This window comes from Clostridium sp. AF21-20LB, from assembly GCF_003478795.1.
Classification (GTDB): domain Bacteria; phylum Bacillota; class Clostridia; order Lachnospirales; family Lachnospiraceae; genus Otoolea; species Otoolea fessa.
Genome location: NZ_QUGD01000007.1, coordinates 58,736 through 72,917, shown reverse-complemented (window position 1 = coordinate 72,917; position 14,182 = coordinate 58,736). Strand labels below are relative to the sequence as shown.

The 14,182-nt window shown below is 48.0% G+C and carries 11 protein-coding genes and 1 riboswitch; of the genes, 2 read left to right on the top strand and 9 right to left on the bottom strand.

Translation table 11 applies throughout. The annotated features are described in order from the left end of the window. Nucleotides 1–52 precede the first annotated feature (52 nt). On the bottom strand, nt 53–973 hold the full coding sequence (locus DWX76_RS05730; protein WP_022360332.1) for a substrate-binding domain-containing protein: 921 nt from the start codon (nt 971–973) through the stop codon (nt 53–55). Nucleotides 974–1,100: 127 nt separating this feature from the next. Further along, a riboswitch (molybdenum cofactor riboswitch) is annotated at nt 1,101–1,222 on the bottom strand. Between the two features lie 589 nt (nt 1,223–1,811). On the opposite strand from DWX76_RS05730, the gene DWX76_RS05725 reads away from it, so the two are divergent. Both DWX76_RS05725 and hypD read left to right on the top strand, forming a co-directional pair. After that, nucleotides 1,812–2,732 (top strand): trans-4-hydroxy-L-proline dehydratase activase, encoded by a 921-nt coding sequence (locus DWX76_RS05725; RefSeq protein ID WP_118468393.1) that lies wholly within the window; start codon nt 1,812–1,814, stop codon nt 2,730–2,732. Between the two features lie 5 nt (nt 2,733–2,737). Next, nucleotides 2,738–5,185, top strand: coding sequence for a trans-4-hydroxy-L-proline dehydratase (gene hypD / locus DWX76_RS05720; protein ID WP_107001401.1), 2,448 nt, complete (start codon nt 2,738–2,740; stop codon nt 5,183–5,185). A 247-nt stretch (nt 5,186–5,432) separates the two neighbouring features. On the opposite strand, the gene DWX76_RS05715 is transcribed toward hypD, so the two are convergent. The 8 genes from DWX76_RS05715 to rfbB all read right to left on the bottom strand — a co-directional run bounded on the left by DWX76_RS05715 (nt 5,433) and on the right by rfbB (nt 14,174). Next, nucleotides 5,433–6,518, bottom strand: coding sequence for an ethanolamine utilization protein EutH (locus DWX76_RS05715; protein WP_118570270.1), 1,086 nt, complete (start codon nt 6,516–6,518; stop codon nt 5,433–5,435). 97 nt (nt 6,519–6,615) lie between these two features. Further along, entirely contained in the window at nt 6,616–7,908 is a 1,293-nt protein-coding gene (locus tag DWX76_RS05710) for a 2-hydroxycarboxylate transporter family protein (RefSeq protein ID WP_118523293.1), read from the bottom strand. A gap of 21 nt (nt 7,909–7,929) precedes the next feature. Then, nucleotides 7,930–9,075, bottom strand: a complete 1,146-nt coding sequence (locus DWX76_RS05705) for an SEC-C metal-binding domain-containing protein (RefSeq protein ID WP_182429740.1) — start codon at nt 9,073–9,075, stop codon at nt 7,930–7,932. 641 nt (nt 9,076–9,716) lie between these two features. Further along, nucleotides 9,717–10,229, bottom strand: coding sequence for a nitroreductase family protein (locus DWX76_RS05700; RefSeq protein ID WP_117796070.1), 513 nt, complete (start codon nt 10,227–10,229; stop codon nt 9,717–9,719). Nucleotides 10,230–10,258: 29 nt separating this feature from the next. Further along, nucleotides 10,259–10,762, bottom strand: a complete 504-nt coding sequence (greA, locus tag DWX76_RS05695; RefSeq protein WP_022360596.1) for a transcription elongation factor GreA — start codon at nt 10,760–10,762, stop codon at nt 10,259–10,261. Between the two features lie 3 nt (nt 10,763–10,765). After that, entirely contained in the window at nt 10,766–12,118 is a 1,353-nt protein-coding gene (gene glmM, locus DWX76_RS05690; RefSeq protein WP_107001396.1) for a phosphoglucosamine mutase, read from the bottom strand. A gap of 179 nt (nt 12,119–12,297) precedes the next feature. After that, on the bottom strand, nt 12,298–13,152 hold the full coding sequence (rfbD, locus tag DWX76_RS05685) for a dTDP-4-dehydrorhamnose reductase (RefSeq protein ID WP_107001395.1): 855 nt from the start codon (nt 13,150–13,152) through the stop codon (nt 12,298–12,300). Continuing rightward, nucleotides 13,152–14,174 carry a dTDP-glucose 4,6-dehydratase gene (gene rfbB, locus DWX76_RS05680; RefSeq protein ID WP_022360599.1) on the bottom strand — a complete coding sequence of 341 codons (1,023 nt, stop codon included), beginning with the start codon at nt 14,172–14,174 and terminating at the stop codon, nt 13,152–13,154. The genes rfbD and rfbB overlap by 1 nt, the downstream gene beginning before the upstream one ends. Between the last annotated feature and the right edge of the window lie 8 nt (nt 14,175–14,182).

Below are 14,182 nucleotides of genomic sequence, written 5' to 3'. Positions count from 1 at the left end.
ATTCGTTTAAATACGCTAATCCCAGCACTGCCGCATATCATCCGGCAGTATTCTATTTCTGCTCTGCATTCGGGAAGAATAACGGCTCGCCGTACTCCTTTACGCCGTATTCACCGATCAGCGTCTGGATTTCCGGAGAACAGATCCACTTGATAAACGTATTCGCCGCCTCGTTGTTAACATCCGGATATTTCTCCGGATTTACTGCGATAACGCCGTACTGGTTTAAAAGTTCCTTGCTGCCTTCACATACAATATCCATATCCGGGAAATCTGCCTTCTTGGCAAGCCAGGTACCGCGGTCAGACAGGCAGTAGCCGCCTTTTTCATCTGCCATCGCCAGTGTATCAGCCATTCCAGCGCCTGCCGATACATAATTTGGATTGCTCTCGTAATCTGTAATTCCCAGCTTCTCCCAGATTCCGGTCTCCTTGTTATGGGTACCGGAGTTATCTCCACGGGACACAAATGTCAGCTGCTCGTCCATGATCTGTTTAAATGCAGCGTTGATATCATCCGTCTTTGCAATCGGACCATCCTTCGGTCCTACGATCACGAAATCATTATACATAACCTGAAAGCGTTCTACACCGTAGCCGCTCTCCACGAATTCTTCTTCTTTTGCTTTGGAATGAACCAGTATCACATCGACTTCGCCATCTTTTGCTTTCTGAATCGCATCACCGGTTCCTACTGCCGTCCACTGTAAGTCAATACCTGTATCCTCTAAAAAGATTGGCTTTAAGTAATCCAGAAGCCCCGTATTATCGGTACTGGTCGTCGTTGCCATCAGAAGCGTCTCTCCGGATGCTTCCTTGGTCTCCTCTGCACTGCTTTCCTCAGCAGCCTCTGCGGTTGTCTCTGCGGCGCTTTCCGCCTCCGTTGTCTCTTTTGCGCTTCCGGAGCAGGCTGTCATAGACAATGCTGTCATGGCCGCCATTGCCAATGCAATGATTCTGTTTGTCTTCTTCATGAAATTGTTCTTCTCCCTTCTTTTGTTTAAGAATACGCTGAAAAACATTTCATCGGAACGAGACTCTGGCAGAGGATGCGCCGCCTTTTACCAGCTGCCTTTCTTCCTAATAAGCAGCAGGTCCTACTTCTCTTTCCAATGCATTTCTTTCCAAATGCGGGAGGCATCCGAGTTTCCCCTGATACCCATTGGCTGTAAACCCTGACAATATACTGTGTTAGGTTTTTCAGCTCGAAATATAGTTTTCCTGGCTTCTGCTGTCCGGGTTCTTCTAATACTTCCCGAAACATCCTTATACATTTTTACTATACCATGTCAAAATTCCTCTTGTCAACCGGGCAACTTTCACATGAGCGAAATTTTTTCATTTTTTCAAGCTTCTTATTTATTTTGTTTTTTGTTTTCTACTGCTCTTTTCTACTGTTATTCTGGATTTTTAGTCTTTTTTCACTTCTATCTTGATTTTCCCTTTTCATATTTGTGCGATGCTCTTTTAACTGTGCTTAATTTTTTTGTTTTTGTTTTATATATTATGAATATTCAAACCATTTTATCTTTTCTACAATTTTCACTTTCTTTTCACGCATAATATCCTCATTTTTGCCGATTGTAAGCCCCATTTTTCTATGGTATCTTATATGTTATATTAATTTTCTTTTATAGTCATTCCGCACTCCGCTTGTTTCAGCGTGATCGGATGATTATTTTTCAGATTCGTCTGTTAAAAATTAAATTAATACATTTTTTTCAATTTACTCTTGTATTCTTGAGATGGTTGTAGTATTATAGACTCAGAACTAGAACACAGTCTAGTTTTTTTGCAAAGGAGGGGGAAAGAATGGCAGAAACTCCTTACATATTTAACATCCAGAAATTTTCAACGCACGACGGCGATGGTGTCCGCACCACGATCTTCTTCAAGGGATGTCCCTTACGCTGCATGTGGTGCCACAACCCGGAGAGTCAGCATTATTATAAGGAACTGATTTTTCATCAGCACAAATGTACCACCTGCGGCCGATGCGTTGCAAAATGTAAACAGGGAGCCAATTCCATCGTAGACGGCAAGATTGTATTTGACCGTTCCAAGTGTACCGCCTGCGGCGTCTGTACCGACTGGTGCATCACAGAGGCCCGGGAGTTGGCCGGTAAGGAATACACGGTAGATGCACTTGTCAAGGAAGCGATGAAGGACAAAATCTTCTATGAGCAGTCCGGCGGCGGTGTAACACTCTCCGGCGGCGAGGTTATGGCTTCCCAGCATATGGACTATGTGGAAGAAGTCTGTCGCAAGCTCCACGAGAACGGTGTCAGCATTTTCATCGACACCAGCGGCTACACAGATTATAAGAATCTGAAGCGGATTCTTCCTTACGTAGATGTTTTTCTCTACGACATCAAGGTGATGGATCCGGAAGACCACAAGAAATATATCGGCGTTGACAATTCACTGATTCTTGAGAACTTAAAGAAATTAAGTGATGAGGGCGCTGGTCTTTACATCCGGCTTCCGATTATCCAGCAGGTCAACGCAACCGATGAACACATTGAAAGTGTCATCCATTTCCTGAAGGAAAATAATATTCACGCACGTCAGGTAAACCTTTTACCTTATCATGACATCGGAAAGGGTAAATACGCCAGCCTCGACATGGAGTACCATGATGATGAGATGAGCGTACCGGTGTCCGAGCTTATGGAACACTTTAAGTCCATGTTCGAAGAACAGGGATTCAACAAAGTCAATATAGGAGGATGATTTAAATGGCAGAGAAAATTGATACTTCATTCGTAATCAACACACCAGAAGGTCTGTTAAAAGACAACGACCGCGGATGTACCGAGAGAATTAAAAGACTGAGAAGAATCAGCCATTCCACCCAGCCGCATCTGGATCTGGAAAGAGCAAAAATTGAAACCGATGTTTACAAAGAGTACGAAGGTTCCGTATCTGTACCGGTTTTAAGAGCTCTCGTTCTGAAAGAGTACTTCTCCAGAAAAACTCTTTACTTAGGCGATGATGAGCTGTTAGTTGGTGAGAAGGGCAAGGACCCGCAGTGTTCACCGACTTTCCCGGAGCTGTGCTGTCACACCATCGAAGATATGCACATCATGAATGATCGTAAACTGGTTAACTTCACTGTTACCGAAGACGATCTGAAGCTTCAGGAAGAGGAGATCATTCCGTACTGGAAGAATCGTGCAGTCAGAGAGCATCTCTTAAAAGCTATGACCCAGGAATGGAGAGACTGCTATGAGGTTGGTATGTTTACCGAGTTCATGGAGCAGCGTGGACCGGGCCATACAGCCGGCGGCAAGAACTTCTACATCAAGGGCTACGGCGATTACAAGAAAGAGATCGCGCAGGCTATCAAAGATCTTGACTACTTCAATGATCCGGAAGCTTATGACAAAGAGCAGGAGCTTCGCGCTATGGATATCTGCTGCGATGCTATCATTATCTTAGGTAAGAGATATCATGATCTGGCTCTTGAGAAGGCTGCTGAGGAGAAGGATCCGGTCAGAAAAGCAGAGCTTGAGCAGATTGCAGCTAACTGTGCCGTTGTTCCGGAGCACAAACCGGAGACCTACTGGCAGGCACTTCAGATGTACTGGTTTACACACCTTGGCGTTACAACCGAGTTAAACCCGTGGGATGCATTTACACCGGGCCGTCTGGATCAGCATCTGATTCCGTTCTATGAGAAAGATACCGCTGCAGGTACTCTGGATGATACCAGAGCTCTTGAGCTTCTTGAGTGTCTCTGGGTTAAACTGTTCAACTCTCCGGCTCCGGTTAAGGTTGGCGTAACCTTAAAAGAGTCCGGTACATACGTAGACTTCGCAAATATCAACTCCGGCGGTGTGAAGGAAGATGGTACAGACGCAGTTAACGCTGTTTCTTACTTAATCCTTGACTGTATGGAAGATATGAGACAGAACCAGCCAAACTCCAACGTACAGATTTCCAAGGTTACTCCGGATAAGTTCTTAAAGAGAGCTTGCGAGATCGCTCGTCAGGGTTGGGGTCAGCCGGCATTCTACAATACCGATGAGCTGATTCAGGAGCTGGTAAATCAGGGCAAATCTCTGGTTGACGCCAGAAACGCAGGATGCTCCGGATGTGTTGAGACCGGTGCATGGGGAACCGAGGCTTACTGGCTGACCGGTTACTTAAACATCCCTAAGTGCTTACAGCTCGCTCTGTATGATGGCTACGATGTAATGTTCAAAAAACAGATCGGACCGCACACCGGCAAGGCAGAAGACTTCAAATCCTATGACGAACTGTGGAACGCATTCAAGACACAGCTTGAGTACATCATCGATGTTAAGATGCGCGGCAACCTGGTTATCGAGAGAATCTACTCTCAGATGATGCCGGCTCCGTTCCTTTCCATCTGTACCGATGACTGTATCAAGAAAGGTAAAGACTACAACGCAGGCGGCCCGAGATACAACACAAGCTACATCCAGGGTGTTGGTATCGGCACTATTTCCGATGCACTCTCCGCTATCAAGTTCAACGTATTTGACAATCAGAAGTTTACCATGAAAGAACTCATCGACGCTATGAACGACGATTTCAAGGGCCATGAGGACATTCTGAACCTGGTTAAGAATAAAACTCCGAAATACGGCAACGATGATGATTATGCAGATGACATCATGGTAAGTGTATTCAATGAGTACAAAGATTATATTACCGGCAGACCGACCACCAGAGGCGGTGTATATCATGTAGATATGCTTCCGACCACCTGCCACGTATACTTCGGTGATGTTATGATCGCTACTCCGAACGGCCGTCTGGCTCATAATCCTCTGTCTGAGGGTATCTCTCCTGAGAAGGGTGCTGATATCAACGGACCGACCGCAGTTGTTAAATCCTGCTCCAAGATGAACCACTGTGAAACCGGCGGTACTCTGCTGAACCAGAAGTTTACTCCGGCTGCTATCGCAGGCGAGAAGGGTATTGACAACCTGGCTGCTCTGATTCGTTCCTACTTTGCTATGAACGGACATCATATGCAGTTTAACGTTATCGACCGCCAGACTCTGATCGAAGCTCAGAAGAACCCGGAGGAATACAAGGAACTGATCGTCCGCGTAGCCGGATACAGTGACTACTTCCGTAACCTGGATAAACCGCTTCAGAACGAGATCATTGAGAGAACCGAGCAGAGTTTCGGAGGCTGTGGCTGCTGTTAATTGCTCGCAGCAGTTTGACAACTCTAAAAATCTTCATTGCAACATATTAATGCCTTCTATGAAAATGATATAGCCCCAAAAGGGCGGAAAGCCCCGGCAGCGAAACTGCCGGGGCTTTCTTATTTCTTTCTTTTTCTATCTATCTTCCCATTCTTATCGCAATATCCGATTCCTTACTGTACTTCCTGTCCAGCTCTACTCTGCTAACATTTTTGACCTTCTTAGATAATTTTAGTCAAATTTGCTATTACTCGCCACCTAATGCGGGAATCTTCTCAGCTGAGATAAACGCCAGGGCAACTGCCAGTCCGCCTGACAGCACCTTGCTGATCATATAGGCTGTTACCCAGTTTCCCGGTAGCAGGGACGCTACGAAGGTCATCTGACCGCCTACCACATAGGCACCTGCCACAGAGAAAGCGGCATTTAATACTTTTCCGCGCCTATCCATCTTGGAAAACAATGGCAGCATCGCAAGGCTCTGTATAAAGGAAAGGAACAGTCCGACAACTGCCTCCTCATTGATACCCAGGATCGCCCCGATGCGCTGGATCGGCTTTTGGAGACGTTTTAACGCCACCTGCGACAGCACCAGACCGCCGCACGCTGCGATGACCATACGGAGTACCATAAAAAGCATTTCCTCAATCAGAGCATTCTCGACAACCGCATACTTCGGCATAAAAATTCCGAAGACTGCCACACCAAACAGGAAAAAACTAAAAATACGGATCGCATTTCCGATGAAAATCATGATCTTCATCGTCAGCTCCGGAACCAGCACAAATGCCGCAATCAGCACCACGCACAGCACCAGCACCGGGATCATATTAAAAAAGAGCTGACGGACAGGCAGACCCAGCATCAGACCTCCGACCGCCAGACCAGACGGTATGGCAATCAGACCGAAGATGAATCCCCGCATCAGCTCTCCTATTTCATCTTTTCGAACAGCTGCCAGAAAGACCGGCAGCTGGTATCCGACCGTCATACCCAGACTGCCAGCTACCATCGCACCGGTAAATGCCGCCAGCGCCGGTGTCGCCGCCAGCTTCTGTGCCATGCCAAGCGCTCCCATATCCGGCGCCAGAAGGCAGCTTGGAATGAGCGCCGGATCAAATGGCATATGCTTTGCCGCCTCCGCAATCGCTTCCGCGTGCGTCTGCACATATGTAACTCCGATCGCATAAAATCCGACCGTAGACATCGCCAGACCGCCCATCGTGGCAAGCCCCTTTTCAAAGTTCGGCATCAGCCCCAGCTTTCCTCCCAGTATCTCATCCAAAAGCCCGGCTGCCGCAAATACAAGCATGATCGCAATGAATATGTTCATAAGACCTACCTCCCAGCTTTTCCCTATTTCTCTATTCCCCTGTTTTCACTTATTTTCCCTCTATCAGACACATTTCTCTGTCAATCACAATTCTTTTTTACCTCGCCAGCAGCTGTATCAGCACGCCCCCGATCGTCAGCATCAGTGCTCCGCAGGAACGCGTCACAATCTGTGCAAATGGAAGCAGTTCCATCCGTTTTGAACTGCTGAGCACCGCCACATTTCCGGAACCGCCCATGTTCGTCGTACACATCCCCGCTGCGATCGATGATTCCAGCGGATAAAATCCCATCTTGATGCCGATCAATCCGGCGGTCAGTGTGATCGCCCCGACAATCAGCACGACACTGAGCAGATAAAATGGAGTGATCGTGTGTAAAATCGTCTTTAAATCAATCAGCGTCGCCCCGATTCCGGTCAGCGCCGCCGCTGTCCAGCTGTGGATCGCGAACTGTCCCCACTCTCTCGCCGCGTCCTCCAGGCGCTCTGAAAGGATTCCCGTTCCCTTCACAATCACAACTGCTACAATCATCCACGCATACGTCGGTACAATCGAAATAAAATGATGGCAGAGCGCCCCCAGTTCATAAAATGCCATTGAAATGATAAGCCCCGTACATAAGAGTGCGAAGGTCGGTTTCATCGGAGGCTGTTTCTTCACTTCGTGACCGTCATTGACAAGGCAGCCATTTCCGGTCAGGGATGGCTTTCGCTCGCCGATATTATTGGCTAAACCGCCAAAAATGATCGCCACACAATTTCCCAGCACCGTCGCCGGTGCGATCCGCGTCAGGATCTGTCCGGCGTCCGTCCCCAGAACCGACGAATACATTGCCGACAGAGGCACTGCTCCCGCCGTCATGCCGCCGCTCGTCATCGGAATACCGATATACAGGATGCCTTCCAGAAAACTATCCCCCATCACCATACCGAGCAGACCTGAAAGTATCACGCCGACTGCCAGCGATATGACAGCTGTCGGAAGCAGTTTCACCGTTGCACGGATCAGAAGCCCGCGGTCGATATTGAAAAGACTTCCTGTGATCAGCGCTGAGATATAGAAGACCAGAAATCCTTCTTTGTTGACAAAATTGTCCAGAATCTCATGCGTCTGCTCCGGAATCAGCCCCAGCGCCTGGATGACCGCCGCACCCAGAATACAGATGACCGAGCCGCCCAGGTACGTTTTCACAACCGGTGTATGATTTCCTAAAAAATTGAGTCCCTCGCCCAGCACCATCAGCGCAATCATGCCGCCGACCAAGCCTGCCGGAAGACAGTCCATATACATACAGACCACCACCAGCGCCAGGATGCCTAGATACAGAGGGATGGAAAAACCAGCGATCGTATTAGCTTTGCCAGATATTTCTTTCCTCTCTTGCTGCATTTTTCATTTCACCTCTGAGTATTAATTTCTTCCACAACACTTCTTATATTTCTTCCCAGATCCGCAAGGACACGGATCATTCGGATAAATCTTCTCCACCTTTTTCGCAGTTACCGGTGCTGGCTGGGACATTTCCGGCACCATCGCCGGCATGCCGCCGATCATACCTCTCTCACTTAATTCCCACGGTTTATTTCCGCGGTTTTCTTTTGTTCTCGTATTGTTGAACGCATCCATGAGAAGTCTTAAAAATTCGCCCATCTGCTGCTCGCTCTGGAAGACAATCCCTTCTTCATGCATCTTATTCATCAGTTCTGCCGGTGATTTTCCTTCATAACTGCTGGTCCACGTCTCAAAGCACCATCTAGCCGCTTTCTCATACGGCACATCCAATTTTTTTATGAAATAGGACTCCAGCTCCTTATAAGCCAGCGCACCTGCCTCATACCCTTTCTGACAGATTTCATCCAACTGCTGTGCAGACGGAATATAGAATTTTTTATTCTGCTGCTGTTTCAACAAAGCAGTGAATCCATCCCCCTCAAAAACTGGAAGATGTACATACAAGCCCCTCTCGGAATAAAGCGGATTCTCTTTCGGCAGGTCCTGCATTCCCAGTTTCTCCATCGGGAAAATGCAGGATTCTGTGATGTCCTCCGGCATTTCCTCCAGCATCCCGATCATTTCTTCGATCGTGCCTTTCACCTTCAATTTGTACAGTTCATACAAAATTTCCAGCGGCGCAATCTCATAATAATCGATAAAGAAGCTGATACACTTCATCAGCCAGCCTTTTTTGCTCTGAACCGCCCGGAATGCCTCATCGTCAATCCCGCTAAAACCCTGTGCAATCTCTTCAAAGACAGTAAAGCAGTCACTCACTTCCTCAAAACTTCCAAGTACGTATTTATATAACTGCATTCCATCCATAATCTCTTCTGCAGAAATTTTCTGTGGCTCGGTACAGGCTTTGCAAAAAAGCACCATCTGCTCTTTCGTCAGGCATGAAAGTCTGCCCCGGAGTGCCTCTTCCGTCGTTAAATATTCTACAATTCGGTCAATCAGGTCATCCTTTTTAAGCCGGGAACAGTTCTTTAACTCGTAGCTTCTTGCTTCATTTAATAAGTCTTCTTTGGTCCATTCTTTTAAATATTCTCTTAATAACATACCATTTCCTTTTCTCATCTTACATCGTTTCATGCTTCTCTTCATATTTTTTTATTATACTTTTAAATGCACCTGGATTGCAAGATATATCGTTACATATTCTGTGGATGCTTCGTTACTGGGCACGTATGCGTGAACAGTAATGATATTTCCCCATATGTTGGAATCAGCATGAAAAAGAATGTGCCTTGCCACATTCTCGCGCCGAGCGCGGTCGCTTGCGACATGTTTCTGCTTCGCGCGAGTGCGCATCCTCGCGGAGCGTTTTTTGTTTCATAGGACGCAATTTCCTATGAAATAAAAAAAGACTCTAAAGTCAGTAATAGGACGGGATTCTAACGAGTCCCACACCAATTATTGACATAGAGTCCATAAAAAAGAAGGTGCCCTGTCACATTCTCGCGCCGAGCGCGGTCGCTTGCGGCGTTTCTGCCTCCCAGCTTTTCAGGAAACAGACTGCATCAATTAAGGATTATGGTAAATAAAGGATTGTCGTAACTGTTCAGTAGGTCTGCGCATTTACTGCGCTGACCGTACGAAAACATGGGCCAGCAGGCAAAAATCCCATTGCCGCAGGCAATTTTTAATGGATTTTTGCGCGTGACTGTGAAGGTACTGAACAGTTACGGATTGTCTATATTTTACAGAAATACTGCCAGCTCTTCTAGCGGCTTGCGATCTGCATGCAGCCTGGACGGATGAGCTGTCTCTGCCGGATATCCAAGCGGCAGATAGGCCGTCGGCTGTAATCCCTTCATCTCTGGGAACTGCTCCAGCAATTTTTCTGGATTAAACATACCAACATACGTTGTTCCCAGTCCCAGTTCTGCTGCCTGCAGCATCATCTGGGAAACCGCCAATGTCACATCGATCTCTCCATGATTTTTCCCGTCCTCTTCCCTTTTCCAGGAAATCTCTGGATCATAGGCTGCTACAATCACAACCGGCGAATGAAAATGACACGCCGTACATGCATCCGCTTTCGCCAGAGCCTCCTCACTCTGCATCACGAAAAAGCGCTGTGGCTGTAAGTTATGTGCCGTCGGGGCTTTGCGTCCCGCCTCCAGCACTTTCTGTAATTTTTCTGCCTCAACCGGACGGCTGTCAAATTTACGAAGTGAATAACGTGCATCACATAATTCTTCAAATTTCATAGTAATCAAAACTCTCCTTTGTATTGCGACTAATAACTACGAATCCGATCCGAATCCTCTTCTCCCGTTTTCTCGATCTTCCGGATCTCCACCACATAGCTGCTCTTATCGTTGACCTTCACTTCCACCTGATCACCCACATGGTGTCCTTCGATCGCTTTTCCGAGCGGCGACTCGATGCTGATCCGGTTTTCCAGGGAATTGCCCCGGATGCTCGTTACCAGACGGTATACTTCTTCCTCGTCGTCATCCTCAAAATACAGGGTAACCGTATCATTCATTCCGACCTCATCCGGGCGGGATTCTTCCGATACGATCTTAGCGTGCTTCAGCATATTTTCCAGATAGCGAATACGGCTTTCATTCCGGTTCTTATCCTTCTTAGCAGCATAATATTCGAAGTTTTCGCTCAAGTCACCCTGTGCGCGCGCCTCCTTGACCGCCTCGATCGCCTCTTTGCGGACCACCAGCTTCCGATGGTCGATCTCTTCCTGAATCTTCTTTACATCACTTTCTGTCAGCTGCTCTCTCATGTCTTACTCTGCCAGTCCCTTTTTTTCTATCATTTCTACAACCTGTGCTACATATTTTCCGCAGATTTCATCCGTCGGTGCCTCGACCATCACGCGGATCAGCGGCTCCGTACCACTCGGACGAACTAAGATTCGACCGGTATCGCCCAAGGCATCCGATACCTTCTGAACCTCCGCCTGCACGTCGCGGTCTGCCTGCGCCGCCTCTTTATCCTTGACTCTGACATTTTTCAGAACCTGAGGATAAATCTGCACCTCATCAGCCAGCTTTGCAAGTGTCTCTTTCTTCTCCAGAATCACTTCCATCAGCTTTAATGATGTTAAAATGCCATCTCCGGTCGTCGCGTGCTTGCTGAAAATGATATGGCCCGACTGCTCGCCTCCCAGGCAGTGACCGTTCTGGGACATATTTTCATAGACATACTTATCGCCAACCGCCGTCTTCTCATAAGAAATACCCTCGCGCTCAAATGCCTTATAAAGACCGAAGTTCGACATAACCGTGGTGACAACCGTATTGTTGACCAGCGTGCCCTGTTCTTTCATGTATTTTCCACATACATAGAGGATCTTGTCGCCATCTACCAGCTTGCCCTCACTGTCCACTGCCAGGCAGCGGTCCGCATCTCCATCATAAGCAAATCCAACATCCAGATGATTTTCAACCACATATTTCTGCAGTCCCTCGATGTGGGTGGAACCGCAATTTGTATTGATATTCAGACCATCCGGCGTGTTGTTGATGACATGTGTCTCCGCGCCCAGTGCGTCGAATACGTTTTTCGCAATCGCGGAAGCGCTTCCGTTTGCACAGTCAAGACCTACCCGCATATTTTTGAAAGACCGTGTTGCCAGGGAAATCAGATAACCGATATAGCGGTTGCGTCCCGCCGCATAGTCAACGGTGCGTCCGATCGCATCGCGCTTGGCAAATGGAATTTCGCCCATCTCGCCATCCAGATACGACTCAATCTTCTCGATCGTCTCCTCCTCCAGTTTCTCGCCGCGTCCATTGATGACCTTGATTCCGTTGTCATAGTATGGATTGTGGCTTGCGGAGATCATGATACCGCAGTCAAACTCCTCGGTGCGTACAACATACGATACACTCGGAGTAGTTGTCACGTGAAGCAGATAGACATCTGCGCCGGAAGCGGTCAGTCCCGATACCAGCGAATACTCAAACATATAGCTGCTGCGTCTCGTATCCTTGCCGATCACGACCCGGCAGCGATCTGCTTTCGTCTTCTGTCCATAGTACCAGCCCAGGAAACGACCTACTTTATAGGCGTCCTCCACGGTCAGCGTCACATTTGCCTCGCCGCGGAATCCGTCTGTTCCAAAATATTTACCCATTTTGAGAGTTCCTCCTACATCATCAAATACAGAGTCCAAAGGTCATGTACATTTATGGAAATCCCCCACTAACATACATGACCTTCTACGATTTTGATTCCAACCTGAAGAAAATCCTGCAGCCAACGGCGCTTCACACTTTCTGCCGTTGCTGCTTTCTATGTCTGATTGCACATTTTTTACTGAATTTCTTTCAGATAGCGACCTACCGCATCCTGCCAGGACGGAAGGCGCTCAAATCCGTTGTCCGAAAGTTTTTCTTTGCTGATCCGGCTGTTCATCGGGCGTTTTGCCTGACCCGGATAAGCAGCTGTATACTCAGCAGTGCTGACCGGCGTCACCTTGACGTCCATGCCCGCCTGCTTAAAGATCTCAACTGCAAATTCATACCAGCTGCAAAGTCCCTCATTCGTCGCATGGTAACGACCATATTTATCACTCTGAATCATATCAACCAGCAGACGCGCCAGATCGTATGTGTAAGTCGGGGAACCGATCTGATCATCCACAACACTGACTGCCCCGCGCTCTTTGCCAACGCGCAGCATCGTCTTGATGAAGTTCTTGCCGTTCACGCCAAATACCCACGCGATACGGACGATGAAAAACTTCTTTACCAGCTCCTCAACTGCCAGCTCGCCCTCATACTTCGACTGACCGTAGGCGTTGAGTGGTTCCCGGTGGTCATCCGGCTCCCACGGGCGGGTGCCCTGACCGTTGAATACATAATCGGTACTGATGTACATCATTTTGATGTCCAGACCTTTGCAGACCTCAGCGATATTTCTCGTTCCATCTGCATTGACTTTACGGCAGAGTTCCATATTCTGTTCCGCTGCGTCTACTGCAGTATATGCAGCGCAGTGGATCACTGCATCCGGCTTTGCCTCGGTGATCACGCGGCGGCATGCCTCTGCATCGGTAATATCCATCTCATCGACATCCACACCGATGCCAGTAAGACCCTGTTTTTTCAGCTCATTCATCACGTCATAGCCAAGCTGGCCTTTAACGCCTGTCACTAATACTCTCATTATAATCTATCTCCATACATTTTTTCGAAGTACTGGCTGTACTCACCGCTTAAAATGTGTTTCCACCAGTCCTGATTGTTCAGATACCAGTCGATCGTCTGACGAATGCCGGTGTCAAAATTGTATTTCGGCTTCCAGCCAAGCTCCGTCTCGATCTTGGTCGGATCGATCGCATAACGGCGGTCATGACCCGGACGATCCTTGACGTAACGGATCAGGCTTTCCGGCTTGTCCAGCGCTTTCAGGATGGTTTTAACAACCTCCAGGTTGGTCCTCTCATTATGTCCGCCGATGTTGTAAATCTCACCGACGCGTCCCTTGTGGAGAATCAGATCGATCGCCTCACAATGATCGGATACGTGCAGCCAGTCGCGGACGTTCGCGCCGTCGCCGTATACCGGAAGTTCCTCGTCTGCCAGCGCACGGCTGATCATCAGCGGAATCAGCTTCTCCGGAAAATGATATGGACCGTAGTTGTTGGAGCAGCGGGATACTGTCACCGGAAGTCCGTAGGTTCTATGGTATGCCAGTACAAACAGATCCGCACTCGCCTTGGAAGAAGAGTACGGGCTGGAGGTATGAAGCGGGGTTGTCTCCGTGAAGAAGAGATCCGGGCGGTCTAACGGCAGATCGCCGTATACCTCATCGGTCGATACCTGATGATAACGTTTAATTCCATAGGTGCGGCAGGCATCCAGCAGGGTGGTTGTTCCCATGACATTGGTACGGACAAATGCCTCCGGGTCCGTGATGGAACGGTCTACATGGCTCTCTGCTGCAAAGTTTACTACGATGTCCGGCTTTTCTTCCTCGAAGAGTTTAAACACGAAGTCGCGGTCTGCGATATCGCCGTGTACAAATTTGTAATTTGGTTTGTTTTCAACCGGTTTCAGTGTCTCTAAGTTACCCGCATAGGTCAGAAGATCCAGATTGATGATCTGATACTCCGGGTATTTATTTACCATATGGTGTACGAAGTTTCCGCCGATGAATCCGGCTCCGCCTGTCACGATAATCTTCATTGTTTTAA

What these genes read in the sequence shown, in the direction of transcription:
- DWX76_RS05715 (WP_118570270.1), bottom strand. Translation starts at nt 6,518, where the DNA reads ATGAACATATTCATTGCGATCATGCTTGTATTTGCGGCAGCCGGGCTT.
- greA (WP_022360596.1), bottom strand. Translation starts at nt 10,762, where the DNA reads ATGAGAGAGCAGCTGACAGAAAGTGATGTAAAGAAGATTCAGGAAGAG.
- DWX76_RS05725 (WP_118468393.1), top strand. Translation starts at nt 1,812, where the DNA reads ATGGCAGAAACTCCTTACATATTTAACATCCAGAAATTTTCAACGCAC.
- hypD (WP_107001401.1), top strand. Translation starts at nt 2,738, where the DNA reads ATGGCAGAGAAAATTGATACTTCATTCGTAATCAACACACCAGAAGGT.
- DWX76_RS05700 (WP_117796070.1), bottom strand. Translation starts at nt 10,229, where the DNA reads ATGAAATTTGAAGAATTATGTGATGCACGTTATTCACTTCGTAAATTT.
- DWX76_RS05710 (WP_118523293.1), bottom strand. Translation starts at nt 7,908, where the DNA reads ATGCAGCAAGAGAGGAAAGAAATATCTGGCAAAGCTAATACGATCGCT.
- glmM (WP_107001396.1), bottom strand. Translation starts at nt 12,118, where the DNA reads ATGGGTAAATATTTTGGAACAGACGGATTCCGCGGCGAGGCAAATGTG.
- rfbD (WP_107001395.1), bottom strand. Translation starts at nt 13,152, where the DNA reads ATGAGAGTATTAGTGACAGGCGTTAAAGGCCAGCTTGGCTATGACGTG.
- DWX76_RS05730 (WP_022360332.1), bottom strand. Translation starts at nt 973, where the DNA reads ATGAAGAAGACAAACAGAATCATTGCATTGGCAATGGCGGCCATGACA.
- rfbB (WP_022360599.1), bottom strand. Translation starts at nt 14,174, where the DNA reads ATGAAGATTATCGTGACAGGCGGAGCCGGATTCATCGGCGGAAACTTC.
- DWX76_RS05705 (WP_182429740.1), bottom strand. Translation starts at nt 9,075, where the DNA reads ATGTTATTAAGAGAATATTTAAAAGAATGGACCAAAGAAGACTTATTA.